The organism is Pseudomonas sp. MAFF 730105, from assembly GCF_055380705.1.
Genome location: NZ_AP018438.1, coordinates 2,432,775 through 2,459,572 on the forward strand (window position 1 = coordinate 2,432,775; position 26,798 = coordinate 2,459,572).

A 26,798-nucleotide genomic window follows, 5' to 3' on the forward strand; every position below is an offset into this window, starting at 1 on the left:
GAAGGGGCAGAACATTCAACACAAATGCAAGCCGAACCGCCACCCGTGCCTTTCGTCGCCCTGCATCGCGCTTTCTTCAAACTTTCCCGCTGCCTGGAACATCCACTTTTATGTGCGGTATTTCAGAACCGTCGCGCTGCGGTGCAGTCTCGACCACGGAAAAGGAGAAGGAAATGGCAACGCCTAAAGAGAACCTGCTGGACTGGCTCAACGACGCCCATGCCATGGAGCAGCAAGCGGAAAAAATGCTCAAGGCCCAGGCCGAGCGGCTGAAGCACTACCCGGTGCTCAAGGCCCGCATCGAAGAGCATCTGCAGGAAACCCTCGGGCAACAGAAGCTGGTGGAGCAATGCATCCAGCGACTGGGCGGCAGCACATCGATGATCAAGGACATGGCCGGCAAGCTCATGGCTTTCGGTCAGGCGGTCGGTGGCATGACCATGAGCGATGAGGTGGTCAAGGGCGCGATGAGCGGCTACGTGTTCGAAAACCTGGAAATCGCTTCCTATACCGTGCTGATCGCGGCGGCGAAAGCGGCCGGCGACGTCGAGACCCAGCGGGCCTGCGAGCAGATCCTGCCACAAGAGATCGCCATGGCCGATTGGCTGCGCGACCACTTGCCGGAGATCACCCAGGCGTTCCTGGAACGCTCCGACAATCCCCATACCGAAGCCAAGCGCTGAACGTGAAGAGCGGCCGACCCAGGGCCGGCCGTTCGCCAACCGGCGCATAGAGGAGGTGTATGAATCAGACCAGCGGAGAGGTACGAGCCATCAATCGACTGAGCGCAATGGTGGGTGTGTACGTGGCGCAGGAGGAAGGCCACACCGTGCTTGAGTTGCGTTCGGCCAATGACATCGACGTCGGTGACGTCATGGAATGGAGCAGCGGCACGGCCCTTGGCATCCAGTCCTACCGCAACCTGACCAAAGGCTGGGACGCCGAGGTGTACGTGGTCAAGCACGGTATCGCGGCAGCCAATCTCGAGGTCCAGTTGCTGGTGGGCTCCTAGGAGAAAAAGCATGAGCGAATCGAAGATGAAATGCGGCTGCCCCGATTGCCAATGTGAGGTGGACCCACAGCGGATGTTCAACCATGACGGCGAGGCCTATTGCAGTCAGGCCTGCGCCGAGCAGCACCCCAATGGCGAACCCTGTCCGGCGCCCGACTGCCATTGCGAGCGCAGTGGCAAGGTCGGGGAGCGGGACGTGACCAATGAGCAACTGGACGATGCGCTGGAGGAAACCTTCCCGGCCAGTGATCCGATTTCTCCCTGATTAACGGCACGTCTATATCCGGGCAGTGGCGACAGGGTGCCCGGACGCCGCAAGCCGGACAGTGCGGCGGTGCAAGATAACGCCGGCAGCCCGCGAGTTTTGGCTTCCTGGAACGGCGCGAGGTATGGGTGACGAGACCGGTGCAGTGGGGTGCCGGCGCCATCCGGCCTTTGGCGGACGGCGTGGAAAGACACGCACTGTTCATTGGGCTTTTTGCCGGCCTGTTTCAGGTCCGTCGATAGCCTTTAATTATTTAAGTGAATTTATCGGCTGCCGCTTGTTCGATAGCATCGGATTGTGTGTTTTTAATGAACTCACAAGTGCTGACCGTTCGTCGCCGGTTGCCGAACTCTGTTCAAACCTTATCGGCCTCGTGTTCTCCGAATAATACGAGCCGACAGGTTCGCGGATAGTAACTAACGAGGTGAATGAAATGGCTAATACAGGCAATAAAAACCCTGGCAATTTCGCTAACGATCGTGAAAAGGCATCGGAAGCCGGGAAAAAAGGCGGGCAAGCGTCCGGGGGCAATTTTGCCAACGATCCTGCACGCGCTTCGGAGGCCGGCCGCAAAGGTGGCCAGGCGTCCGGCGGCAATTTCGCCAATGACCCTCAACGTGCCGCAGAGGCTGGGCGCAAGGGCGGGCAGGCGTCCGGTGGCAATTTTGCCAACGACCCTGAGCGTGCTTCGGAAGCTGGTCGCAAAGGCGGACAGGCATCGGGTGGCAATTTCGCCAACGACCGGGAAAAAGCTTCGGAAGCCGGCAAGAAGGGCGGTGAAAGTAGCCACGGCGGTGGGCGCAAGTCGTAACACGCCATGACAGGCAGGCCCCTTGGCGCTGACAGGGGGCTTGTACTGCCAAGCTATAAAAATACCCATTGGCTGCGTTATTCAATGATTTGAAGATTGGCGTGATCGAGTTTTCCGCCTGCTGTCGTTATTGAGTAAAAAGTAAATTTAATTTCCTTTATTTATTCAGATATTCGTCAGTCTGCCGTTTGTCGGTAGGCCCATAAGTTGTGCCCTGATCGAGGAGTTCAAACATGTTTCTACATAATAAGCGACTGCAGTACACCGTGCGTGTGGCAGAACCGAATCCAGGTCTTGCCAACCTGCTGCTGGAACAGTTCGGTGGGGCCCAGGGGGAGTTGGCGGCGGCCTCTCGTTATTTCACCCAGGCGCTCTCCGAGGATGATCCGGGTCGCAAGGATCTGCTCATGGACATCGCCACCGAGGAACTCAGCCATCTGGAGATCATCGGTTCGATCATCGTGATGCTGAACAAGGGCGCCAAGGGCAAGATGGCCGAAGGCGTGGAAAAGGAAGGGCAGCTGTACCGGGACATCAACGGTGCCGGCAACGATTCGCATATCACCAGCCTGCTGTACGGCGCCGGTTCGCCCCTGACCAACTCGGCGGGTGTGCCTTGGACCGCAGCCTACGTCGACACCATCGGCGAGCCGACCGCGGACATGCGCTCCAACATCGCGGCCGAGGCCCGGGCGAAAATTGTCTATGAACGGCTGATGAACGTCACCGACGATCCGGGTGTAAAAGAGGCATTGGGTTTCCTGATGACCCGGGAGATCGCACACCAGTTGTCATTTGAAAAAGCCCTGCATTCCATCCAGCCCAATTTTCCTCAAGGTAAATTGCCAGGCATGCCGGAGTTCACCAACGTGTACTTCAACATGTCCCAGGGCGAGCCGGCTGTTCGCGGCCCGTGGAACCAGGGTGACGACTGGGAGTTCGTCGAAAACCCCACGCCGGCGGTGGACGGCGGCGATGGCCTGGCCAGCGTACAGCTGAGTAAAAAAGACGAAGCCCTGCTGATGGACATGAAGGCGCGGACGATGTCCAACCCCGAGAGCGACCCCACCACAGGTGCCGACTTGGGTTCGGGAATGCAAGGTGACAAACTGTAGGTACAACGCGGCGAGGGGGCCTGGCTTCCTCGCTGAATCTTTCATAGGGCCTGGCTAAAGCCTGTAAGGATATTTGATGGACCAGCCGACTTCCCGGATCCGATCGCCCTGGCGCACCTGGCTGGATCCCCTGCACGACAACCTGCTGCTGGGCGCGAGCTTCTGGCTCGGGCTGGCGGTGGTCGCTGCGTTGTTGCTCTACAGCGGTTATAACGCATTGGTAGGCGCCGACCGTCACCACCTGGGCTATGCGGTGCTGGGCGGAACCTCCGGATTCGCCGCCACGGCCTTGGGCGCAATCATGGCCGTGGTGTTGCGGGATATCTCCTCTCGCACCCAGGACATCATGTTGGGCTTTGCCGCCGGCATGATGCTGGCCGCCAGTTCGTTTTCGCTGATATTGCCCGGCATCGAAGCCGCCCGAGTGATTTGCGGCAATCAGCTGCTCGCTGCGTTTGTCGTGGTGCTGGGCCTGGGGTTGGGCGTTGCGCTGATGATCGGCCTTGACCGGTTTATTCCCCACGAACACGAATTGAGCGGCCGGCGTGGGCCGCAAGCCGAACGCATCAATCGCGTCTGGCTGTTCGTGCTCGCGATTACCTTGCACAACTTGCCGGAGGGCATGGCCATCGGCGTCAGTTTTGCCGACGGTGACTTCAAGGTCGGCCTGCCCCTGACCACGGCGATTGCTATCCAGGACATTCCCGAAGGGCTCGCCATTGCCATGGCCCTGCGAGTCACCGGCATCAGTACCCTGCGGGCCGCGTTGATTGCGGTCGGCTCGGGGCTGATGGAGCCGTTGGGGGCGGTGATCGGCCTGGGCATGTCGTCGGGCGTGGCCGTGGCCTATCCCATCAGTCTGGGCCTGGCGGCCGGGGCGATGATTTTCGTGGTGTCCCACGAGGTGATTCCCGAAACCCACCGCAACGGCCATGAAACCCCGGCTACTCTGGGCTTGATGATGGGGTTCGCGGTAATGATGTTCCTCGACACGGCGCTGGGCTGAGGGTCAGCTTGCGTTATTGATGTCGACTGTACCGCCGCCATCGCGAGCAGGCTCGCCCCCACAGTGGTCCTGAGGTGTTCATGACAACAGCGTCCACCGCGAATCCCCTGTGGGAGCGAGCCTGCTCGCGATAGCGGTGGGTCAGCTTTGTTGTTTCCTGCCACCTATACTCAATGCCATGGATGACATGAATCCGGGGTGGCGCGATCGTGCTGCGTTCGCTGATGCTGGCCGTTTTGATCGCTCTGGCGGGGTGCGCCACACCCCCGCGCGGCCAGCAGGTGAGCGCGGTTGCCCAGGACACCTGGCGGCAGGTCGACCAGCAGCTCATCGCGGCTTCCAAAAGCGCTATCGGGCAGGCTGAAGTCTATGCCCGTGGGTCGATGGAGCATTGGCGGGTGCTGGTGTACGAACGGACCGAGGCTGAGTTCATCCCCTGGTTCAGCAGCTATTGGACCCAGGAATGGATGGCGGTGAAGGTCAGCTGGTACGCCGCCAGTGCCAAGGGCGAAGCGGATTCCGCCTCCAACCGCCTGGCACTCTACCTTCAAGAGCAGTATCGCGAGCGGGTGCTGGAACCGGTGGCCGTGGAGATCGATCCTGAAGCGATCAGGGCCGCCGCGACAAGTTATTACGTGCGCCTGCTCAATCAGCAGGCCCAGGTGATCGCACAGAGGCATCAAATCCCAGACGAGCTGATGAACCGGCGCCTGCACGGCATTACCGCGATCAACCTGGGACCACCGGCGGCGCGCAATGCTTCGTTGTATGAGATGGTCCACACCGAGCCGCTGAATACGCTGCCGGCCTACGCCGCGTTGATCGACCACGTCAACAAGGCCGCCGACACGGGGGCGGGTCCGTCGGATGCAGTGATTGCCACGGTGGCGCAACGCACCAGTGAAAAGATCGAAGCCCAATTTGCCACGCGAGGGGCGGCCAGTGCGGCCGCAGCCGTGGCCGGGAAGGCGGTAGGGGCACTGATTTCGGTGGGCGTGGCAGGTGTTCGCGCGGTCATCCACGAAGGCGAGCGGCCGGAAATGGAGGCGCAGATTCGCAAAAGCCTGAGCGCCGCGTTCGATGAAGCCTGGTTCAAGTCACTCAAGCATCCCCTCAGTGGTGTGCTGGCACCGGTGTACTACCTGGACGAAGAAATCGAAGGCAACCTGGTGGAGGCGGAGCTGGCGAATCAGGGGGTGGCGCTGCCCGACATCAAGCCGTGACGGGCGGGTTCATTCTGCACCAAGCGTGACGCGACAACCCTTGCGGTGACGGATCTGTTCGTCCGAAGGGCGTTCCCTGACGAATTCGAAGCGTGGCTCGCCTTCGCTGTAAATCACCAGCCAGCCCCATTCCAACTCGCTTTCATCCTGTCCTGGCCTGGGCGGCGAGGCCCACCAGGGTTCTTTCTGCATGATCTGGCGCATCGTATCCTCCTGCCGGTTGGTCTTTCACTATAGACCGCTCGATTGTGTGCTCTGTGGGAGCAAGGCTTGCCCGCGAGGCAGCGACTCGGTTCCAGGAGGAACCGCATGGACTTTATCGCGGGCAAGCCTCGCTCCCACAGCTACTCTCCTTCCCAGCGAAAGGTGAGCGGCTTGATACATGAGTGTGCTCTGATCCCGTCCACCAGCGTCTAGGGTCTGTATCCCCGCACTCGAACGGGGAATGAAATGACTGGACCCCCGCACATGCAAGCACTGTTGAACGAGATCCTCGATGCGGTCCGCCCCCTGATTGGTCAGGGCAAGGTGGCCAACTACATTCCGGCCCTGGGCAGCGTGCCTGGCAACCAGTTGGGCATTGCCGTGTATGGCAACGACGGCGAGATGTATTGCGCAGGTGATGCCGAAACGCCGTTTTCGGTACAGAGTATTTCCAAGGTGTTCAGCCTGGTGCAGGCTATCGAGCATTCCGGCGAAGCCATCTGGGAGCGCCTGGGCCATGAGCCGTCCGGCCAGCCGTTCAATTCCCTGGTGCAGCTGGAGTTCGAGCGCGGTCGCCCACGCAACCCATTCATCAACGCCGGCGCCCTGGTGATCTGCGATATCAACCAGTCGCGTTTCGCCGCCCCGGCGTTGTCGATGCGTGATTTTGTACGACGCCTGTCGGGCAATCCCCAGGTGATGGTGGATGGCAAGGTCGCTGAGTCGGAATACCAGCACCGCGCCCGGAACGCGGCGATGGCTTACTTGATGCAATCGTTCGGTAACTTCCATAACGACGTGGAAGCGGTGTTGCGCAGTTATTTCAGTCACTGTGCGCTGCGGATGAGCTGTATCGACCTGGCCCGAGCGTTCTGTTTCCTGGCCAACGACGGCTTCTGCAAGCACAGCGGCGAACAGATCCTGAGTGCCCGCCAGACCCAGCAGGTCAACTCCATCATGGCGACCAGCGGGCTGTACGACGAGGCGGGTAATTTTGCCTACCGTGTCGGTCTGCCTGGCAAGAGCGGCGTGGGCGGCGGGATTGTCGCCGTGGTACCGGGGCGCTTCACGGTGTGCGTCTGGTCGCCGGAGCTCAACGCCGCCGGAAATTCCCTGGCCGGCATGGCGGCGCTGGAATTGCTCAGCCAGCGAATCGGTTGGTCGGTGTTCTAGTGAGGCTCATTTGAGTACAGGCCACCAGGCCGCAAAGAAAAGGCCCGTTCCTCCACCAGGAACGGGCCTTTTTTTCAACTGCGATCAGCAGAAGCGGTCGATGACCTGCACTTGCGAAGTGTTTTGGACCGACTGCCAGGCCTGGGTCAGCGTTTGCAGCACGCGACCGATAAAGTCCTTGTCGGCCGCAGCCTTCTTGCCCACGTAACCTTGGCCGCGGCGGTACATCTTCAGCCGGGCGCACAGGTCTTGTTGGTGCTGTTCGAACTCGCCTTCGTGCGCGTAGGGCGACAGGCAATCCATGTGGACCTGGCCAGTCTTGCTGATCCACAGGATATGGCTGTCGAGTGTGTCCTTGTGTGCTGCGAACATGCGAGCCAGTTCATCAATAGATGGTTGATTGTTCAGATTCATGTGTAAGCCCCTTGACCATTTGGTTGATCTGTCTGGTGGTTCGCAAAGATTTCGCTTCTCGGTCAGTGCCTGCCTGCGACCGAAACCAGGCCGTCAGCGTTCGTCCGTCAGACTTCAACGGAGCCGTGCATCGGTTGTGTAGTGCTATCGAAGGGCTGCTACGCAAATGCGCTACAACGAAGAGAAACAGCGAAGAACCTTAAGGCAGTGTCAACTTTCGAGGGTCGACCACTCGCGTCATGAGGACCTTCACCGACGTTTCTCGTCCTTGTTACCGGACGGTCATGCCAGGTCAGCACCTTCAATCTGCCTTGTGGGCAGTCCCTTATCCAAAAAAACAGCTCGGCGGTCAGACGAGCTTGCTCAAACGGTTGCCTGTACTCCCGATCGGGGAGACGTCTGCATCATGCAAGGGCAAATCGGCGTCGTCAACGGTTTTGTAGTGATTATTTTTGTTCACTACATATTGTCGGACAAAATGGTTTGGGTATGAAAAATCTTGGAGCGCGCAGTGGGGGCAGGTCAGGTTTGGGATTATTTGTGGCGAGGGGATTTATCCCCGCTGGGCTGCGAAGCGGCCCCAAGTGAGTCGCCTCGATCTATCTGATATACGAGGTGTTGGTGTTTAGGGCCGCTTCGCGCCCCAGCGGGGATAAATCCCCTCGCCACAAGGTGCTTCAGGTTGTTTTGGTTTTTGGCCGGCTTGCGCTTTTTCTTCCAGGGCGCTGCGGCGCGGCTGGCCGGGCCGCTGATGGTCAGGCTCATGCCCTGGCAACGGGCAATGTGCTTGCTCATCCAGGCGGCTTGCCGGGTGACGAATTCCTCCAGGCTCATCTCACCGCTTTGCACCATGTCCAGCGCCTGTTCCCAGATGGCGGTGGTGCCGGGGTCGGCGATGGCGCGGGGGACGGCGTCGATCAGGCTGAAGGCCGCCGGGGTGGCGGACAAGGCTTTGCCGTTTTTCACCAGGTAGCCGCGATCGAGCAAGCCCTGGATGATCGAAGCCCGGGTCGCTTCGGTGCCGATGCCGGTGGTGTCCTTGAGCTTCTGCTTGAGCAGTGGATCTTCCACCAGTTTGGCGACGTTCTTCATCGCCTTGATCAGGTCGCCTTCGGTGAACGGCTTGGGAGGCTGGGTCCACAGGTCCTTGAGTGTCACTTCGTCCACGTCACAGTCGTGACCTTCGACCAGTGCTGGCAAGGTCTGTGGTTGCGCCGCTTCACGTCCCTTGGCGGGGGCCAAGGCTTCGGGCAAGGCGCGTTTCCAGCCGGGCTCGACGATCTGCTTGCCCACGGCCCGCAGCGCCTGGCCGGCGCAATCGAAGTCGGCCTGGGTCCGGTCGTACTCATGGTTGGGCAGGAACTGCGCCAGGTAGCGCGCGCGAATCAGCGTATAGACGGCCCGTTGCTTGCCAGCGAGCTTGTCGAGGTTCTTCGCCGCGGCGGTGGGAATGATGCCGTGGTGGGCGCTGACCTTGGCGTCGTTCCAGGCCCGGGATTTGCGTTGCGGTTGCAGGTGTTCACGCAGCGGCGCGAGGCCCGGGTCGGCCTGGGCGAGGGCGGCCAGGATGGCGGGGGCTTCGCTGTGCTGGCTCAAGGGCAGGTAGCCGCAATCGCTGCGGGGATAGGTAATGACTTTGTAGGTTTCATAGAGCGACTGGGCGATGTCCAGGGTTTCCTGGGCGCCGAGGCCGAGTTTCTTCGAGCAGACTTCCTGCAGGGTGCCCAGGTCGAATGGCAGCGGTGCCGCTTCACGCAGGCGTTCGGTGCGCACCTTGGTCACCAGGGCGGTATGGGCGTTGCTCATGGCCTGGGCGGCATCGCGGGCCAGGGCCTGGTTCAGGCAGCGCTCCTGGTCGTCGCAGGCGTCCGGGGCGGCGCGCCACTGGGCAGTGAAGGCCGTGCCATCGTGGCGCAGTTGCACATCGATGGCCCAATAGGCGACCGGCACGAAGTCGGCGATGCTGCGGTCGCGGTCCACCACCAGTCGCAGGGTCGGCGTCTGCACCCGACCCACCGGCAGCACGCCCTGGTAACCGGACTGACGTCCCAGCAACGTGAACAGGCGACTCATGTTCATGCCGATCAGCCAGTCGGCCCGGGAGCGACCCAGGGCCGAGTGATACAGGTTGAAGGTTTCGGCTCCCGGCTTGAGGGCGGCCAGGGCCTTGCGGATCGAGGCTTCGTCGAGGGCCGACAGCCACAGCCGCTGGATCGGCCCGCGATAGCGGCAGTGCTCCACCAGCTCCCGGGCGATCATTTCGCCTTCCCGGTCGGCGTCGGTGGCGATCACCAGTTCCTTGGCTTCCCCCAGCAGGCGCTTGACCGCCTTGTACTGGCTGGCGGTTTTTGGCTTGACGGTCATTTTCCATTGCGCCGGCACGATGGGCAGGTCCGCCAGTACCCAGCGCTTGTAGCGGGCATCGTAGGCATCGGGCGGGGCGGTTTCCAGCAGATGGCCGATGCACCAGGTCACCGTGACGTTCGCGCCCAACCAACAGCCGTCACCGCGCCGTGTGGCGCCAAGCACCGCAGCGATGTCCTTGGCCTGGGACGGTTTCTCACACAGGTACAACCGCATAACGCCCTTTTCCTGAGCAGGTTTCATGGGGCGATAGCATGGTCAGGGATCGGCCCGAGAGCAAGCTTTATCTGTATGGATATACAGACAAAGCGTTGCGCTGCGTTTGGAGCGTTTGGAGCGTTTGGGGCGTCTGGGGTGACGTTCGGCGGTCGGTCTGTACTTGGAATGAATTTCTCGCGAGTGCGTCGCTCATAACTTTCAGAGCGGCTGAAACCGCGTAAACCATTGGCGGGATCAAGGAGAGTCACTTTATGAATTCGATGCCGAAGGGCGACGGACAGGCCACCACGCGTCTGATTCTCGTTGTTGAGGATGACCCGACGATACTGGAATTCCTGTGCGAAATCCTGGAGGACGAAGGGTTTGTCGTGGAGCCTCGGGAAAGCGCCGATTCGGCGCTGACATTCCTCGAGCAGAGCGCGGATTTTGTCGACCTGTTGCTGACCGATATCACCATGCCAGGCACGTTGGACGGTGCGGACCTGGCAAACCTGACCGGAGATCGCTGGCCACAGATACCGTTGCTGATCATGTCCGGTTTCGAAACGCCGGAAAGCGCCGGGATCAAGCACCACGCTGCATTCATCGCCAAGCCCTGGGCGCTGGGGCAGATGCTGGACCTGGTGGAGAGCACGGTGAAGGATCACCAGCTCCATTGACGGATACAGATGAGTATCTGTGGGAGCCTGATGCCAGTCAGTTGAACCACGAACCTGTGGGAGCATAGTTTGCTTGCGATAGCGGTAGACCCGTCAACATTGTGGTTGGCCGACTTACCGCAATCGCGAGCAGGCTATGCTCCTACAAACAGGAGTGATGCTGCTGTTTCTCAGTTCTTTTCCAGATCCACGTTCTTGGTTTCGCGCAGGCAAAGCATGCCCACCATCAGGCTCACTCCGGTGATCACTACCGGGTACCACAGCCCGTAGAAAATATCCCCGGTGTAGACCACCAGGGCGAACGACACGGTGGGCAGGAAGCCACCGAACCAGCCGTTGCCGATATGGTAGGGCAGGGACATGGCGGTGTAGCGGATGCGGGTCGGAAACAGTTCGACCATCAACGCCGCCAGCGGGCCGTAGCACATCGCCGAAATGATGATCAGCGCCACGATCAAGGCGACGATCATCGGCCGGTTGATCTGCTGGGCGTCGGCTTTTTGCGGATAGCCCGCCAGGGTCACCGCGCCGCGCAGGGCGGCTTCGTCATACCCCTCGATCTTCACGTCACCGACGTTGACCTGCACCGTGCTGCCCGCCGGTGCCGCGACGCTGCTGTAGGGCAGGCCTTGCTTGACCAGGAACGTCTTGACCTTGTCGCAAGGGCTATCAAAACGCGCCTTGCCCACCGGGTCGAACTGGAAGGTGCAGGTGGCCGGGTCGGCGACCACGCTGATCGGTGCCTGGCGGCTTGCCAGGTCGATCGCCGGGTTGGCGTAGTGGGCCAGGGTCTTGAAGATCGGGAAGTACAACGCCGTCGCCAGCAGCAGGCCGATCATCAGTACCGGTTTGCGCCCGACTTTATCCGAGAGCCAGCCAAAGAAGACGAAGAACGGCGCGCCGATCACCACGCTGACGATCAGCAGGCTGTTGGCCAGGGCTGGGTCCATTTTCAGGAACTGGGTGAGGAAAAACAGCACATAGAACTGCGCGGCATAGAAGGTCACCGCTTGCCCGGCATTGATGCTGAACAGCGCGATCAGCACGACCTTGAGGTTTTCCCACTTGCCGAACGATTCACGGATCGGCGCCTTGCAGCACTTGCCTTCTTCTTTCATTTTCACGAAGGCCGGCGATTCGTGCAGGCTCATGCGGATCCAGGTGGAGATGCCCAACAGCAGGATCGACAGCAGGAACGGAATGCGCCAGCCCCAGACTTCGAACTGGTCCCCCGTGAAGTAGCGGCAGCCCAGTATCACCAGCAGCGAGAGCAGCAGTCCGAGGGTGGCCGTGGACTGGATCCAGCTGGTGTGGAAGCCGCGCTTGCCGATGGGCGCGTGTTCGGCGACGTAGGTCGCTGCGCCGCCATATTCACCGCCTAGGGCCAGGCCTTGGAGCATGCGCAGCGCGACCAGGATGATCGGCGCGGCGATGCCGATGCTGGCGTAGTTGGGTAGCAGGCCGACGCAGAACGTCGCCAGGCCCATGAGGATGATGGTCGCCAGGAACGTGTATTTGCGCCCGATCATGTCCCCCAGCCGCCCGAACACCAGCGCGCCGAACGGCCGTACGACGAAGCCGGCGGCGAACGCCATCAGGGCGAAGATGAAGGCCGTGGTGTCGTTGACACCGGCGAAGAACTGTTTGCTGATCACCGCGGCCAGGGCGCCGTAGAGAAAAAAGTCGTACCACTCGAACACCGTCCCCAGGGAGGAGGCGAAGATGACTTTCTGGATATCCCGACTGGCGCCGACGCTCCGCGTGGCTTCCAGGGGTTGAACATGCTCGGACATAGCGGTAACCCTCACAGTGATTGTTTTTGTTGTTCCACTGTCGATGCCGGTTTGGCATCTCCTGCTTTGACGCATTCCTTGAGTGACTGCTGTTCCCTGTGGGAGCGAGCCTGCTCGCGATGGCGGTGTGTCAGTCAACCTATTCGCTAACAGGCATACCGCTATCGCGAGCAGGCTCGCTCCCACAAGGGATTTGGTTGTTCTTCAGGCTGTAGCAGGCTCCTTTGCAACGACGTTGTTCGTCGCGTTCGGCTCAAGCATCATCCGCGCGGCCTTCTCTGCGATCATCAGCGTCGGCGAGCAGGTATTGCCCGAGGTGATGCGCGGCATGATCGAGGCATCGGCGATGCGCAGGCCCTTGATGCCATGGACCCGTAGTTGCGCATCCACCACCGCGTCAGCGTCCTGGCCCATGCGGCAGGTGCCCACCGGATGAAAAATCGTCGTGCCGATGCGGGCGGCGGCCCGATGCAGTTCTTCTTCGCTCTGCAGGCTGGGGCCCGGCAGGTATTCCTTTGGCTTGAAGGCTTGCAGGGCGGGCGCGGCCACAATGCGTCGGGTCAAGCGGATGGCGTCGGCGGCGACCCGCAGGTCTTCGGGATGGCTCAGGTAATTGGGCTGGATCAACGGCGCCTCGTGCGGGTCGGCCGAGCGAATGTCTACCCGGCCGCGGCTTTGCGGGCGCAGGTCGCAGACCGACGCGGTGAACGCCGGGAAGCTGTGCAGGGGCTCGCCGAAGCGTTCCAGGGACAATGGCTGCACGTGGTATTCGAGGTTGGCCGAGGTCTGCTCCGGTCCCGAGCGGGCAAACGCACCGAGCTGGCTGGGCGCCATGGACAGGGGGCCGCTGCGGTCATAAAGGTAGCGCAGGCCCATGCCCATCTTGCCCCACAGCGAGCCGGCGACCTGGTTCAGGGTCCGGGCATTTTCCAGCTGGTAGATGAGCCGCAGTTGCAGGTGGTCCTGCAGGTTGCCGCCCACCCCCGGCAGTTCATGCACCACGCCGATCCCCAAGCGCTGCAGCAGGTTGCGCGGGCCGATCCCGGAGCGCTGCAGGATTCCCGGCGAGCCGATGGCGCCGGCGCACAGGACGATCTCCTTGCGTGCCTTGAAGGTCATGCCTTTGCCTTGCCAGCGGGCGCTGACGGCGTGGGCCCGGTCATCGCGCAGCAGCACGCGGTCGACTTCGACTTCGGTGAGGACGGTGAGGTTGGCGCGCTGTCGAGCCGGTTTCAGGAAAGCCTTGGCCGCGTTCCAACGCACGCCGGCTTTCTGATTGACCTGGAAGTAGCCGCAGCCTTCATTGTCACCACCGTTGAAGTCGTCGACATTGGCAATGCCGCTCTGTTCGGCGGCGCTGCGGAAGGCGTCGAGGATCGGCCATGACAGGCGCTGGCGTTCGACCCGCCATTCGCCGCTGGCGCCATGCAGTTCGGAATCCCCGGCGAAGTGATTTTCGCTTTGCCGGAACAGCGGCAGCACGTCTTTCCAGGCCCAACCGGAGTTGCCATCGGCGGCCCAGCCGTCGTAGTCCGCGGCCTGGCCGCGCATGTAGATCATGCCGTTGATGGAGGAGCAGCCGCCCAGTACCTTGCCGCGCGGATAACTCAAGGCACGCCCTTGCAGACCGGGTTGTGCTTCGGTCTTGAAGCACCAATCGGTACGTGGATTGCCGATGCAGAACAGGTAGCCGACCGGGATGTGAATCCATGGATAATTGTCGCGTCCGCCGGCTTCGAGCAGCAGCACCCGATGTTGGGGATTGGCCGAAAGCCGATTGGCCAGCAGGCATCCGGCAGGACCGGCGCCCACGATCACGTAATCGTATTCATCGACGACAGGTTGCATCCGCGACCTCATTTTTTGTTTTTGTCTGACCCATCCTAGTTGTTAGTTTTCGTTAAAAGAATGTTAGTTTTTGCGCAACGGCTGTGCGTTTATAAACAGCGATGTGCAAGGAGCGTTCATGTTCGACTGGAATGACTTGCGGTATTTTCTCGAGCTGCAACGCAGCGGCCGCCTGCTGACCGCGGCGCGGCGGCTGAACACGACCCACGCCACCGTGGCCCGGCACATCGAAGCCATCGAGAAAAGCCTGGGGACCGCGCTGTTTGTCCAGCACGCCCAAGGCTATGAACTGACCCCGGCTGGCGAGACGCTGCTCAAGCACGCCGAGGCCATGGAGAACGTGGCGTTGCTGGCCCAGGAGGACATTACCCAGTCCAGCGCACCCCTGGGCAAGATTCGCCTGGGGGTGACCGAGGGGCTGGGCATCATGTTCCTGGCCAGTCGCATGGACGGCTTGTTCCAACGCTATCCGGGGCTGGAGGTGGAGCTGGTGGCGGTGCCGCGATTCGTCAGCATCCTCAACCGCGAGGCGGAGATCAGCATTCACCTCGAACGCCCGGCGGCCGACCTGCTGGTGACCCGCAAGCTCACCGACTACAGCCTGGCGCTGTACGCCAGCCAGGCTTACCTGGACCGCGCGCCACCGCTGCGCAGTCGCGAGGACCTGGCCCGTCACGCCTGGATCGGTTACGTCGATGACCTGCTGTTCAGCCAGGAACTGATGTTTCTCAACAGCTTTTGCCGCAACCCGCGAGTGGTGTTCCACAGCACCAGCGTCATCGCCCAGCAACAGGCCGCACGCTCGGGCCTCGGAATCGCCGTGCTGCCGTGCTACATGGCCAGCAACGACCCGGCGCTGGTGCCCTTGCTGCCCGACGAAACCCTGCGCCGCAGCTACTGGATCAGCACCCGTCGCGAACTGCACAAATCCGTGCGCCTGCGGGTGCTGTGGGATTACGTGGTGCAGCTGTGCGAGCGGGAGCAGGGGACATTGTTGCCCTGATCTGCATCAGGTGGACATGGCCCTGTGGCAAGGCATTCATCTGTGGCGAGGGGATTCATCCCCGCTGGGGTGCGCAGCGCCCCCAAAATTCATCTGCCGCTGCAGTATCAGGCCGAACACAGGGGCTGCTTCGCACCCCAGCGGGGATAAATCCCCTCGCCACAGGTCCTCATGGACAGATATCAGCCCTGGCCGCCCAAGCCCCCTTTTCTGGCCCCCAATGACCTCAAGCCGACACGCCGGCGTGCCTTAACGTGGGAACTGCCAGACCCACAACAAGAAAGGCGCACCCATGCGCCGCCGAGAGGGGCTTTATGTCGGCAACTTTTCCTTCTGTCCTGCTTCAAACCGCGACCCTCACGCTGCTTGGCGCGCTGCTCGCCGGATGCGGCGAAGAGGCCAAGCCGCCTTCGCCCGCGACCCTCAACGCCATGCCCGCCGATGCGGCGCTGGCCCAGGTCTACGACAGCAGTTGCAAGCTCTGCCATGCCAACCCCGGCGCCGGTGCGCCCCTGACCGGCGACGTCAGTGCCTGGGCGCCGCGGGTGGCCCAGGGCGCCGATACCCTGCTGGACCACGCGATCAACGGCTACAACGGCATGCCGCCGATGGGCATGTGCATGCACTGTTCCGAAGAGCAGTTCCTGGCGTTGATCGCCTTCATGTCCGGCCAACAATTCCAATAGCAGGGGCATGACGATGGACTACTCACGACGCCAATGGCTGCAGCGGGCCGGTGTGGTTGCCGCCTTCACGGCGATGGGCAGCCAGGGCGCCCTGGCCGACCTGATGCGCGCGCCACGATTGATCCCATGGCGCAACTGGTCCGGTGCACAGAGTTGCCTGCCGGCCGCGCGGCTGGCGCCCAAGGACCTCGATGAACTGGTGCAAGTGGTGATCCGCGCCGATGGGCGGATCCGTCCGGTGGGCTCCGGTCATTCCTTCAGTGCCCTGGTGCCCACCGATGGAACTCTGTTGTCCCTGAGTTTTTTCAGCGGCCTGCTGGAGCATGACGCAGCCAGTCTGCAAGCCGAGTTCGGCGGCGGTACACCGATGTCGCGCATGGGCCCGGCGCTCAAGGCCATCGGCCAGGCGTTGCCGAACATGGCCGACGTGGATTATCAGACTCTGGCCGGCGCCATCGCTACCTCGACCCATGGTACCGGCAAGGCCTTCGGCTCGTATGCCTCCCAGGTCGTCGGCCTGCAACTGGTGACGGCCAGCGGCGAGGTATTCGATTGCGATGCCAAGCGTCACCCCGAGGTGTTCAAGGCGGGACGTGTGTCGCTCGGAGCGCTGGGGTTGGTGACCCGTGTGCGCTTGCAGAACCGCGCTGCCTATCGGTTGCGCGAGCGCCAGTGGGTGGCGAAAACCGAAGAGTTGCTGGAAGAGGTGGACGCCAATACCCGGGATAACCAGCACTGGGAAATGCAGGTGGTTACCCACTCCGACTATGCGCTGTCGATCACCCTGAACGAAACCACCGATCCGGCCACGCCGCCCATCAGTCCCGAGGAGGAGGGCGGCAACGAGTTCGTCACCCTGATCGAGAAGCTCGACAAGTACGGCAGCGACTTTCCGGCGATCCGCCGATCGTTGCTCAACAGCCTGCGACTGATGGCCGACTTCGACGACCGGGTCGGTGATTCCCATGACATCTACGCCAATGCCCGCACTGTACGTTTCAATGAAATGGAGTATTCAGTACCGGCCGAGCATGGACCGGCGTGTCTGCGGGAGATCCTCGCGCTGATTCGCGATAAGGACCTGCGGACCTGGTTTCCCATCGAATACCGCTACGTGAAGGCCGACGACATCCCCTTGAGCATGTTCGAAGGACGGGACAGTTGTTCGATCTCCGTCCACCAGCATTACCAGATGGACCATCACAATTTCTTCGCCGCCATCGAGCCGATTTTCTGGAAATACCAGGGCCGACCGCACTGGGGGAAATTGCATTCCCTTAACGCCAGGGCGCTCCAGGCGCTGTACCCGCGCTGGAACGAATTCATTCAGGTGCGTCAGGCCCTGGATCCCGCTGGGAAGTTTCTAAATGGGCATCTTTCAACGATCCTGGGGGTGAGCTGATGGCTTTCAATCGTCGTGGTTTGCTGAAGGGAACGTTGGGCGCCGGGATATTGCTGGCCGGTGCCGGGGCCTGGCTGCGGCCGGATGACCGGGGCGGGCCGTACAGTGATTATTTCCGTCAGTTGAACCGCGAGCTCAAGGCCCATGGCCCCATGCGTCCGGTGATGCTGATCGACCTGGATCGCCTCGATCACAATATCGATGTGGTGAAGGCTTCGGTCCGGCGCGCGGGCAAGCAGTTGCGGCTGGTGGAGAAGTCTCTGCCTTCGCCTCAATTGCTGAAGTACATCGGCGAGCGGGCCGAGACCCGGCGGTTGATGTCGTTTCACCAGCCGTTTCTCAACCACGATGCGCTGCAGTTTCCCGATGCCGATATCTTGCTGGGCAAGCCGCTGCCGGTGCGTTCCGCCGAGCTGTTCTATCAGCTTCACAAAGGCCCGTTCGACCCGTCCCGCCAGTTGCAGTGGCTGCTGGATACGCCCGAGCGCGTCCAGCAATACCAGGCCCTGGCCCAAGGGCTGGGCACGCGCATGCGGGTCAATATCGAACTGGACGTCGGCCTGCACCGGGGCGGGGTGGCCGATGACGCGAGCCTGGACGCGATGCTCAAGCTGATTCGTGCCCATCCGGCGCAATTGGAGTTCGCCGGGTTCATGGGCTATGACCCATTCGTAGGCATGGGCGTGCCGGAACTGTTGGCGAGCCCTGAAGCGCTGTTGGCGCAGGTCATGGCGACCTATACCACGCGGGTGGATTTCCTCCGGTTGCGCTACCCCGACCTGTGGCACCCGGGCCTGACCCTCAATACCGCGGGCAGCCCCAGCTATCGCCTGCATGAACAGGAACGCCTCAGTAGCGAAGTGTCGGTGGGCACGGCCATGCTCAAACCCAGTCATTACGACCTGCCCTCCTTGAGCGAGCATGTGCCGGCGGCCTACATTGCGACCCCGGTGCTCAAGCGCACCGGCGCGGTGAACCTTCCGGCGCTGGACGACAAGTCGCGGATCTTTTCCTGGTGGGACGTGAACCAGCGCGAGACCTTCTTCCTCTACGGTGGCAACTGGATGGCCGATTTCGAATCCCCTCCCGGCCTGAAGAGCAACAGTCTCTATGGCCGCAGTTCCAACCAGGAAATGGCCAACGGCTCCGAGGCGGTGGGGCTGGCGGTGGAGGACCAGGTGTTCCTGAGGCCGACCCAGGTCGAGTCGGTGCTGCTGCAGTTCGGTGATCTGCTGGCGGTGCGGGGGGGGCGGATTGTCGAGACGTGGCCGGTCTATGGTTGATCCAGTGTGGCAGTGATCGTTCCCGCGCTCTGCGTGGGAATGCCTCAACGGACGCTCTGCGTTCGGCTCTTCGGGACGCGGAGCGTCCCTGGCTGTATTCCCACGCAGAGCGTGGGAACAATCAGAAGAGGCGCTTATAGCTCAAACGGAATACTCAGCTTCGCCCAGAGCATTTCGCCTTCGGGGCGGTTCTCCACGTCGAATTCCTTGGCCCAGCGAACCTCGGCGCTGGCGTACTTGAGGAAGGTCAGGTACAGCGCCGGGCCGATGGCGAAGACCTGGCCGCGCACGCCATCGTCCACATCCTGACCGGCGAATTGCACGGTGCGACCGAACTGTTTGTCGTCGGTGGTCTGCTTGAGGTAGTAGCCGTTGAGCCCCACCCTCAGGTTGTCGGTCAGCCGGTAGCTGGCGGAATAATCGAAATGAAAAATCTGCCCCGAGCGGTAGTCGGTGTCCTTGTTCTTCTGGTTGAAGCTGTAGGTGGTTTTCATCGACACCTCGGTGTTTTCCGTGGGCAGCCAGGTGAAGGAAAACAGCGGTTTGTAGGTGTAGAAATTATTGCTGGTGTTGGCCAGTCGATCGGAACTGTATTCGCCGGTGGGCACGGTGATTTCCACGGCCGCGGCCAGGGTCAGGTTCTTGCCCATGTCCCAGAGCACGATGGGGGAAATGGTGGTATCGCCCATGCCTTCGCGGGTGTCGCTCATGCCGAACAGCGCGACCTCCTGCTTGATCCAGGGCTGGGCGACATAGATCCCCAGTCGCCCACCGGCGAACCGCAGCGGACTCAGGTAATCGATGCGCGGGATCACGGCAGTGGACTCGATTTCGACCCCCGGCACCTTGCCGCCCAGCGAACTGATGTTGAATGTCCGGGCTTTGTAATGGTTGTAGTAGAGGTTGAACGCGACCATGTTGTCCGGAAGGCTGTCGACCTCCAGCGGCAACACGAAGAAGCCGTCTGTGCCGGGGCCGATGTTGTCGACTCCGTTTTCGGTGGCCAGGGCGGGCAGCGCGCAGCTGCAGGCCAGGCCCAGGGTCATTTGCAAGGCGAATGTCGTGCGGATCGGGTTCATGTGAGGCGCTCATTATTATTGTTGGAGGTACACCGAAGGTCCGAGCCATACAAATAAGCCGTTCGCAGCTGGCAGGGCAGGGTATTGGCGGCCATACAGGGGGGCTTGAGCGGCCAGATTTAGCGTCCCTCTTCCCATGTGGGCATGCTAACGTTTATGAAACAACCGGTTACAAAAACGCCACCTAACGTGCCCCGGAACCCGCCATGCAGATGAAAGTCATCGACCCCACCTATGAGCTGGCGCTGGTCTCGCCATTCCTGCTGCAGACTCTGGCTGAAGTCGTGGCGGACAAGGGTTTCGATGCCGCCAGCCTGTGTCGCGGCCTCGGGTTCGGCCTCGATGATTTGCAGGATCCCGCCCAGCGCATTTCCCATCGCCAGGCCGTGGTCATGATCCAACGGGCACTCAAGCTGTTGCCGGATCAGGGCCTGGGGTTGTGGGTCGGCGATCGCAATGTACTCGGCACCCTGGGCCTGCTGGGGCATGTGTTGTCACTGTGCGAAACCCTGCGCGATGCCTTCGCACTGGGGATTCGTTATCAGCACACCACCGGTGGCATCGCCGTGACCAGTGTCGAAGAGGCCGCCGACCGGATCATGGTCGACGCAACCTGCCGCCTGCCCTTCGCCGAGGTCCAGGTGTTTGCGGTAGAAGAGTTCTTCGCCAGCCTGATGGTGTATGGCCGGGCGCTGGCGGGCCCGGATTTCAAGCCCCAGGCCGTGGAGTTCATGCACGCGGCGCCGTCCTATGCCCCGGAGTACCAACGGATCCTCGGGCCGGAGGTGCGCTTCGGTTGCCGATACAATCGCATGCTGATCGATATCCGCTGGTTGGACGTGCGCTTGCCCAATCATCACCCGCTGGCCCTGCGTCAGGCATTGGCCTTGCTGGACCAGGAAGCGGCCGAGGTTCATCAGAAGATCGACCTGATCCAGGCGGTGGAGCGGGCGATTGCCCGGGACCTGACCCGGGGCAGCCACATCGAGAAAGTTGCCGGTGATCTGAATATGAGCAGCCGGACCCTGCGACGGCGCCTGACCGAGCACAACCTGACGTTCGAAGCCTTGCTCGAACAGGTGCGCCGTGGCCGGACGCTGAGCCTGCTGGCCAACCCCGAGCTGTCCATCGAGCGCATCACCGAAGAGGTTGGCTACAGCGACGTGCGCAGTTTCCGCCGGGCCTTCCGACGCTGGACCGGGATGAGCCCCAGTGCGTTTCGCAGCGAGGGGGCCGAGAGCTAGCCGCCAGATCATCAATATCAGCTGATCCACCGCTTTCGCGAGCAAGCCCGCTCCCACAGGGATGTGCATGGCTGTGAACTGACTGGTGGTGCTTGTCAGAAAAAACCGACAGGAGTACAAATGTACTCCATGACAACTCTTACCCCTCGCCGCACCGCCATCCTGACCTTCATCCGCGAACGCATCGCCGAGCAGGGTCAGCCTCCCAGCCTCGCTGAAATCAGCGAGGCGTTCGGTTTCGCCTCCCGCAGCGTGGCGCGCAAGCATGTGCTGGCGTTGACCGAAGCCGGTTTTATCGAAGTCAATCCGCACCAGGCCCGGGGCATCCGCTTGCTGAATCAGCCGCCGCGTCCCGAGCTGCTGGACGTGCCGGTGCTGGGGCGTGTGGCCGCCGGCCGGCCGATCGGCGCCGATGCCGAGGTCCACGATCGTCTGATGCTGGACCCGGCGATTTTCACCAGGGCGCCGGATTACCTGTTGCGGGTCCAGGGCGACTCGATGATCGGCGACGGCATCCTCGACGGTGACCTGGTGGGGGTCCAGCGCACGCCCCAGGCCGCGAACGGACAGATCGTGGTGGCGCGGCTCGATGGTGAAGTCACCATCAAGCGTTTCGAACAAATCGGCGAGCGGGTGCGCTTGCTGCCACGCAATCCGGCCTATCAGCCGATCATCGTCGAGGCCGACCAGGACCTGGCGATAGAAGGGGTGTTCTGTGGCCTGTTGAGGCAAGGCTGATGGGCGCGGTCGTAGCGCTGGACACGCTGTTCAATGGCGGCCAGGTCTGGAAAGGCCGGCCTGCGCCTCCGGCCGCCAGCCCGCAACCCACCGGCCATGCCGCGTTGGACGCGGCGTTGCCCAGTGGTGGCTGGCCGGAAGCGGCGCTGACGGAAATCCTTCTTGCCGCGCCGGGCCTGGGTGAGTTGCAACTGGTGTGGCCGACCCTGGCGCGACTGTCTGCGCAGGGGGAGCGGATCGTGCTGGTGGCACCGCCGTTCGTGCCCTATCCCCAGGCCTGGCAGAGCGCCGGGGTGGACCTGAGCCAACTGTCGGTGATCCGGGCCGATGAGCGCGATGCCCTGTGGGCCACTGAACAATGCCTGCGTTCGGGCAGTTGCGGGGCGGTTCTGTGCTGGCCTCGCCAGGCGGACGATCGTGCCTTGCGCCGCCTGCAAGTGGCCGCGGAAACCGGCCAGACCCTGGCATTCGCCTGGCGCCCGATCCAGGAAGCCATCAATCCGTCGCCGGCGGCCCTGCGCATTGCCATCGATGCCGGGCCCGGGCAGTTGCGGGTGCTTAAATGCCGCGGCGGGTTGGTCCGTTCGGCACCGATTGCCTTTGCTCACGCCACGCCAACAGGGCATTGAGGTTGCGATGCGCTGGGTCTGCATTCTCTTTCCGCAATTGGCGCTGGACGCCGCGCTGCGTCAGCGCCCCGATCCCGAGGAGCCCCTGGCGCTGTTGACCGGCCCGGCCCAGCGTCGGGTGCTGCAAGCGGTCAACGAGTCCGCCCGGGCCCTGGGCCTGCGTCCCGGCCAGACCATGACCGCCGCCCAGGCCCTGAGCAAAGGCTTTGCCACCGCCGAATACGACGCCGCGCAGATTGAGCACTGGCAACAGTTCCTGGCGGCCTGGGCTTACCGGTTCAGTTCCCAAGTCAGCGTGCATTACCCGCGCACGCTGCTGTTCGAGATCGAGTCGAGCCTGGGCCTGTTCGGGCCATGGCCGGTCTTCGAGACGCGGCTGCGGGCCGAACTGACGGAATTGGGCTTCCGTCATCGCATCGTCGCGGCCCCGAACCCGGTGGCGGCGCGGGTGCTCGCCAATGCTCATGACGCCCTGGTGGTACCGGATGCCGATAGCCTGCAACAACGCCTGGGGCAAATGCCGGTGGATCGGATCGGCCTACCCGCCGACGTCGCCACGGCGTTGTCGCGCATGGGGCTGCGCTGCCTGGAACAGGTCCAGGCCTTGCCCCGGCACACGCTGGCACGGCGCTTCGAAGCCCAGGTCCTCAAACACCTCGACGCATTGATCGGCAGTCGCACCCTGGCGCTGTCGTTCTACCTGCCGCCGGACCGTTTCGATGTGCGCATCGAACTCAACTACGACGTCCAGTCCCATCAGGCGCTGTTGTTCCCGTTACGCCGGCTGACCGGTGACCTGTCGGCCTTCCTGTGCGGCCGTGACAGTGGCGTGCAGCGTTTTGACCTGCACCTGGAACACGCCGGGTTGCCGGACACGATCATCAAGGTCGGCCTGCTCAGTGCCGAACGGGCCCCCTCGATGCTCTTCGAACTGGCCCGTGGCCGTTTGGAACAGGTGCAGGTCGAGGCGCCAGTGCGTGGCTTTCGCTTGTGCGCCGAGGACCTGCCGAGCTTCGTGCCCCAGCGCCTGGAGCTGTTCGATGAGCGTCCCCAGCAGTCCTTGCCTTGGGAGCAACTGCGGGAGCGGTTGCGCGCACGGTTGGGGGACGAGGCGGTGCAGGGCCTGGGGTTTCGCGACGACCATCGGCCTGAGTGCGCCTGGCAGATGACACCTCAACCCCGGCCTCAGGCAGGTACGGTGCGCAGTGGCGTGCAGCGTCCCGGCTGGCTGCTGGACGAACCCCAGGCGTTGCCGGAAGGCCAGGCGCGCGTTCTCATGGGCCCGGAACGCATCGAGACCGGCTGGTGGGACGGCGCCGACGTGCGTCGCGATTACTACCTGGTCGAAACCCGTGGGGGGCAACGGGGCTGGGCCTATCGACCGGTGGGCGAGGGCGGTCCGTTGTGGTTGCAGGGTTGGTTCGCATGAACGTCGACTACGCCGAGCTGCATTGCCTGTCGAATTTCAGTTTCCAGCGTGGCGCTTCCAGTGCATTGGAACTGTGTCGCCGGGCCAGCCAGCAAGGCTATCGGGCCCTGGCGATCACCGACGAGTGCACGTTGGCCGGTATCGTTCGGGCCTGGCAAGCGGCCAAGGAATTGAGCCTGCCGTTGATCGTCGGCAGCGAGATCCGGATCGAGAACGGTCCGAAGCTGGTGCTGCTGGTGGAAAATCTCGAAGGCTATCAAGCTCTGTGCCGTTTGATCACCCGCGCCCGCCGACGCAGCGAGAAGGGCCGTTATCGCATCGTGCGGGAAGACTTCGACGATCCCTGGCCGGGGTTGTTGGCACTGTGGGTACCCGATGGCAACGACGTCGAGGAGCAGGGCCGCTGGCTTCAGTCGGTCTTCGCCGGGCGCCTGTGGCTGTCGGTCCAGTTGCATTGCGGACAGGACGACCGGCGTCGCCTGGCCGACTTGCTGGCACTGGCGGACCGCCTGGCACTGCCTGCCGTCGCCACCGGCGATGTACACATGCATGTGCGCGGCCGCCGCGCCTTGCAGGACACCATGACCGCCATCCGGCATCACGTCACGGTGGCCGAAGCCGGCCAGCGCCTGCATCCCAACGGTGAGCGCCATCTGCGCAGCCGTAAGGATCTGGCCGATCTCTATCCCCGCCGGTTGCTCGATGAAACCCTGGCGATCGCCCGGCGTTGCACCTTCGATCTGGATCAGTTGCGCTATGAATACCCTCGGGAGTTGGTGCCCGAGGGGCATGATCCGACATCGTGGTTGCGGGAACTGACCGAACGGGGCCTGCGCGAGCGCTGGAAGAACGGTGTGGAGGATCGGATTCGGCGACAGATAGACACCGAGTTGGAGCTGATTGCCGAGCTGGGCTACGACAGCTATTTCCTCACTGTGCAGGACATCGTCAGCTTTGCCCGCCAGCGCAACATCCTTTGCCAGGGGCGTGGGTCGGCGGCCAACTCGGCGGTGTGTTATGCCCTGGGCATTACCGAAATCGACCCGAGCCGAACCAACTTGTTGTTCGAGCGGTTCCTGTCCCGAGAGCGCAACGAGCCGCCGGACATCGACGTGGATTTTGAACATGAGCGCCGCGAAGAGGTGTTGCAATACGTCTTCCAGCGCTACGGTCGCCATCGCGCGGCGCTGACGGCGGTGGTCAGCAGTTACCATGGCGCCGGGGCGGTGCGGGACGTCGCCAAGGCCCTGGGCTTGCCGCCGGATCAGGTCAACGCATTGGCCGACTGTTGCGGTCGCTGGAGCGACGAGGCGCCCCCCGTGGAGCGTCTGCGCGAGGGTGGTTTCGACCCGGACAGTCCGATCTTGCGCCGGGTGCTGGGCCTGACCCAGCAACTGATCGGCTTTCCCCGGCATCTGTCCCAGCACCCCGGCGGCTTCGTGATTTCCCAGCAGCCCCTGGACACCCTGGTGCCGGTGGAAAACGCCGCCATGGCCGAGCGCACCATCATCCAGTGGGACAAGGACGACCTGGATGCGGTCGGGCTGCTCAAGGTGGATATCCTCGCCCTGGGCATGCTCAGCGCGATCCGCCGATGTTTCGACCTGATCGCGCACTACCGCGGGCAGCGATACACCTTGGCCGGTTTGCCCCGTGAAGATGCCGCCACCTTCGAGATGATCAGCCGTGCGGACACCATCGGGGTGTTCCAGATTGAATCACGGGCGCAGATGGCGATGTTGCCCCGGCTCAGGCCCAAGGATTTCTACGACCTGGTGATCGAAGTGGCGATCGTGCGGCCGGGGCCGATCCAGGGCGGCATGGTGCATCCGTACCTGAAGCGGCGAAATGGCGAGGAGGAAGTCACCTATCCTTCGGAAAAATTGAAGACAGTGCTCGGGCGTACCCTGGGGATTCCATTGTTCCAGGAGCAGGTCATGCAGATCGCCATCGTGGCGGCCGACTATACCCCCGGCGAAGCGGACCAGTTGCGCCGTTCCATGGCCGCCTGGAAACGTCACGGCGGGCTTGAACCGCATCGCGAGCGCCTGGCAGAGGGGATGGAGCGCAACGGCTACACCCCCGAATTCGCCGCGCAGATCTTCGAGCAGATCAAGGGCTTCGGCAACTACGGTTTCCCGGAGTCCCACGCCGCCAGTTTCGCCTTGCTGACCTACGCCAGCAGTTGGCTCAAATGCCACGAGCCGGCAGCCTTCGCCTGCGCCCTGATCAACAGCTGGCCGATGGGGTTCTACAGTCCGGACCAGATTCTGCAGGATGCCCGTCGGCATCAATTGCAGATCCGTCCGGTGGACGTGCGCGCCAGTGATTGGGATTGCAGTCTCGAACCCCAGGAAGGTCGGCAACCGGCGATTCGCATGGGCTTGCGCCTGATCAAGGGTTTTCGTGAAGACGATGCCCGGCGTATCGAAGAGGCCCGTCGGCAGCGGGCGTTCAGTGACGTGGCCGACCTGGGCGAGCGTGCGCAACTCGATGCCCGGGCCCAGGCGCAATTGGCCGACGCCGGTGCCTTGCGTGGCCTGGTGGGTGATCGCCATCGTGCGCGTTGGGAAGTGGCTGGCGTGCAAAAGCAATTGGGTCTGTTTGCCGGTTTGCCCAGTCAGGAAGAACCGCCGGTGCACCTGCCCAAGCCTTCGCTGGGGGAGGACCTGTTCGCCGACTACGCCACCCTCGGCACAACACTGGGCCCGCATCCGCTGGCCTTGCTGCGCCCAGAACTGCGCGCCCGACGCTGTCGCAGCTCCCGGGAGTTGCAGGAGGTGGAGCATGGCCGCAACGTCAGCGTCGCCGGCCTGGTCACCGGTCGCCAGCGCCCCGGCACGGCCAGTGGGGTGACCTTCGTCACCCTGGAAGATGAATTCGGCAACCTCAATGTGGTGGTCTGGCGCGACCTGGCGGAGCGCCAACGCAAAGTCCTGGTGGGCTCCCAATTGCTGCGGGTCGACGGGCGCTGGGAAAGCGTCGGCGAAGTCCGCCACCTGATCGCTGGGCGCCTGAGCGACCTGACCGGGTTGCTGGCGGGCATCAACGTGCGCAGTCGCGATTTTCGCTGAGCCCTTGTCATCAGGCCACAGGCGCCTTTGGCTCGCGGGCATGAAACCAAATGCCAACCTCGCGCTCGAAGGTCTGAGCACAAGGGGCTCGCGATTGTCGATTCCCAGCAGCCATTCGAGGTTCA

The 26,798-nt window shown here is 62.6% G+C and carries 24 protein-coding genes and 1 pseudogene; 19 read left to right on the top strand and 6 right to left on the bottom strand.

What is annotated here, in order from left to right; genetic code table 11:
- Positions 1-173 precede the first annotated feature (173 nt).
- The 8 genes from PCOSP_RS10955 (at position 174) to PCOSP_RS10990 (ending at position 5,432) form a co-directional block, all read left to right on the top strand.
- Positions 174-683, top strand: coding sequence for a ferritin-like domain-containing protein (locus PCOSP_RS10955; RefSeq protein ID WP_464711144.1), 510 nt, complete (start codon positions 174-176; stop codon positions 681-683).
- Positions 684-742: 59 nt separating this feature from the next.
- Positions 743-1,012 carry a hypothetical protein gene (locus PCOSP_RS10960; RefSeq protein WP_464711145.1) on the top strand — a complete coding sequence of 90 codons (270 nt, stop codon included), beginning with the start codon at positions 743-745 and terminating at the stop codon, positions 1,010-1,012.
- A gap of 10 nt (positions 1,013-1,022) precedes the next feature.
- Entirely contained in the window at positions 1,023-1,277 is a 255-nt protein-coding gene (locus tag PCOSP_RS10965; protein ID WP_241802170.1) for a metallothionein, read from the top strand.
- Positions 1,278-1,401: 124 nt separating this feature from the next.
- Positions 1,402-1,665, top strand: a complete 264-nt coding sequence (locus PCOSP_RS10970; RefSeq protein WP_139641892.1) for a hypothetical protein — start codon at positions 1,402-1,404, stop codon at positions 1,663-1,665.
- Positions 1,666-1,710: 45 nt separating this feature from the next.
- Positions 1,711-2,088: a con-10 family general stress protein gene (locus tag PCOSP_RS10975; RefSeq protein ID WP_139642501.1), complete on the top strand. Its 378-nt coding sequence runs from the start codon at positions 1,711-1,713 to the stop codon at positions 2,086-2,088.
- Positions 2,089-2,321: 233 nt separating this feature from the next.
- The gene (locus tag PCOSP_RS10980) at positions 2,322-3,203 is read left to right on the top strand and encodes a manganese catalase family protein (protein ID WP_139641895.1); all 882 of its coding nucleotides are present in this window, start codon (positions 2,322-2,324) and stop codon (positions 3,201-3,203) included.
- 76 nt (positions 3,204-3,279) lie between these two features.
- A complete protein-coding gene (locus PCOSP_RS10985; RefSeq protein WP_139641897.1) occupies positions 3,280-4,209 on the top strand; it encodes a ZIP family metal transporter in 930 nt (309 codons plus the stop codon).
- Positions 4,210-4,418: 209 nt separating this feature from the next.
- Positions 4,419-5,432 (top strand): hypothetical protein, encoded by a 1,014-nt coding sequence (locus PCOSP_RS10990; RefSeq protein ID WP_464711147.1) that lies wholly within the window; start codon positions 4,419-4,421, stop codon positions 5,430-5,432.
- Positions 5,433-5,441: 9 nt separating this feature from the next.
- Here the strand turns inward: PCOSP_RS10990 and PCOSP_RS10995 are convergent, their stop codons facing one another.
- Positions 5,442-5,636, bottom strand: a complete 195-nt coding sequence (locus tag PCOSP_RS10995) for a hypothetical protein (protein WP_041023650.1) — start codon at positions 5,634-5,636, stop codon at positions 5,442-5,444.
- 264 nt (positions 5,637-5,900) lie between these two features.
- On the opposite strand from PCOSP_RS10995, the gene glsB reads away from it, so the two are divergent.
- On the top strand, positions 5,901-6,809 hold the full coding sequence (gene glsB, locus PCOSP_RS11000; protein ID WP_041023651.1) for a glutaminase B: 909 nt from the start codon (positions 5,901-5,903) through the stop codon (positions 6,807-6,809).
- 84 nt (positions 6,810-6,893) lie between these two features.
- On the opposite strand, the gene PCOSP_RS11005 is transcribed toward glsB, so the two are convergent.
- A complete protein-coding gene (locus tag PCOSP_RS11005) occupies positions 6,894-7,223 on the bottom strand; it encodes a hypothetical protein (protein ID WP_139641901.1) in 330 nt (109 codons plus the stop codon).
- Positions 7,224-7,910: 687 nt separating this feature from the next.
- Positions 7,911-9,803: pseudogene (locus PCOSP_RS11010) on the bottom strand (DNA topoisomerase III); the annotation flags it as partial.
- Between the two features lie 254 nt (positions 9,804-10,057).
- Here PCOSP_RS11010 and PCOSP_RS11015 point away from each other — a divergent pair.
- Positions 10,058-10,465 carry a response regulator gene (locus PCOSP_RS11015; protein ID WP_024781367.1) on the top strand — a complete coding sequence of 136 codons (408 nt, stop codon included), beginning with the start codon at positions 10,058-10,060 and terminating at the stop codon, positions 10,463-10,465.
- Positions 10,466-10,635: 170 nt separating this feature from the next.
- On the opposite strand, the gene PCOSP_RS11020 is transcribed toward PCOSP_RS11015, so the two are convergent.
- Together PCOSP_RS11020 and PCOSP_RS11025 are read right to left on the bottom strand one after the other, a co-directional pair.
- Positions 10,636-12,258, bottom strand: a complete 1,623-nt coding sequence (locus tag PCOSP_RS11020) for an MFS transporter (RefSeq protein WP_139641907.1) — start codon at positions 12,256-12,258, stop codon at positions 10,636-10,638.
- A gap of 204 nt (positions 12,259-12,462) precedes the next feature.
- The gene (locus tag PCOSP_RS11025) at positions 12,463-14,106 is read right to left on the bottom strand and encodes a GMC family oxidoreductase (RefSeq protein ID WP_139641909.1); all 1,644 of its coding nucleotides are present in this window, start codon (positions 14,104-14,106) and stop codon (positions 12,463-12,465) included.
- Between the two features lie 118 nt (positions 14,107-14,224).
- Here PCOSP_RS11025 and PCOSP_RS11030 point away from each other — a divergent pair, with 118 nt between their 5' ends.
- The 4 genes from PCOSP_RS11030 (at position 14,225) to PCOSP_RS11045 (ending at position 18,480) form a co-directional block, all read left to right on the top strand.
- The gene (locus tag PCOSP_RS11030) at positions 14,225-15,109 is read left to right on the top strand and encodes a LysR family transcriptional regulator (protein WP_139641911.1); all 885 of its coding nucleotides are present in this window, start codon (positions 14,225-14,227) and stop codon (positions 15,107-15,109) included.
- 314 nt (positions 15,110-15,423) lie between these two features.
- Positions 15,424-15,795, top strand: a complete 372-nt coding sequence (locus PCOSP_RS11035) for a c-type cytochrome (RefSeq protein WP_175385995.1) — start codon at positions 15,424-15,426, stop codon at positions 15,793-15,795.
- 73 nt (positions 15,796-15,868) lie between these two features.
- Positions 15,869-17,197, top strand: coding sequence for a D-arabinono-1,4-lactone oxidase (locus PCOSP_RS11040; RefSeq protein WP_464711911.1), 1,329 nt, complete (start codon positions 15,869-15,871; stop codon positions 17,195-17,197).
- Positions 17,198-17,271: 74 nt separating this feature from the next.
- Entirely contained in the window at positions 17,272-18,480 is a 1,209-nt protein-coding gene (locus PCOSP_RS11045; RefSeq protein WP_175361556.1) for a DSD1 family PLP-dependent enzyme, read from the top strand.
- Between the two features lie 134 nt (positions 18,481-18,614).
- On the opposite strand, the gene PCOSP_RS11050 is transcribed toward PCOSP_RS11045, so the two are convergent.
- On the bottom strand, positions 18,615-19,559 hold the full coding sequence (locus tag PCOSP_RS11050; RefSeq protein WP_139641919.1) for a SphA family protein: 945 nt from the start codon (positions 19,557-19,559) through the stop codon (positions 18,615-18,617).
- 206 nt (positions 19,560-19,765) lie between these two features.
- On the opposite strand from PCOSP_RS11050, the gene PCOSP_RS11055 reads away from it, so the two are divergent.
- The 5 genes from PCOSP_RS11055 to PCOSP_RS11075 all read left to right on the top strand — a co-directional run bounded on the left by PCOSP_RS11055 (position 19,766) and on the right by PCOSP_RS11075 (position 26,673).
- Positions 19,766-20,803, top strand: coding sequence for an AraC family transcriptional regulator (locus tag PCOSP_RS11055; RefSeq protein ID WP_139641920.1), 1,038 nt, complete (start codon positions 19,766-19,768; stop codon positions 20,801-20,803).
- 120 nt (positions 20,804-20,923) lie between these two features.
- Positions 20,924-21,541, top strand: coding sequence for a transcriptional repressor LexA (gene lexA, locus PCOSP_RS11060; protein ID WP_139641922.1), 618 nt, complete (start codon positions 20,924-20,926; stop codon positions 21,539-21,541).
- A complete protein-coding gene (gene imuA / locus PCOSP_RS11065) occupies positions 21,541-22,170 on the top strand; it encodes a translesion DNA synthesis-associated protein ImuA (RefSeq protein WP_464711150.1) in 630 nt (209 codons plus the stop codon). Before lexA ends, imuA begins: the two co-directional genes overlap by 1 nt.
- Positions 22,171-22,177: 7 nt before the next feature.
- Positions 22,178-23,599, top strand: a complete 1,422-nt coding sequence (locus PCOSP_RS11070; protein ID WP_464711152.1) for a Y-family DNA polymerase — start codon at positions 22,178-22,180, stop codon at positions 23,597-23,599.
- A complete protein-coding gene (locus tag PCOSP_RS11075) occupies positions 23,575-26,673 on the top strand; it encodes an error-prone DNA polymerase (RefSeq protein WP_464711154.1) in 3,099 nt (1,032 codons plus the stop codon). Before PCOSP_RS11070 ends, PCOSP_RS11075 begins: the two co-directional genes overlap by 25 nt.
- Positions 26,674-26,798 lie beyond the last annotated feature (125 nt).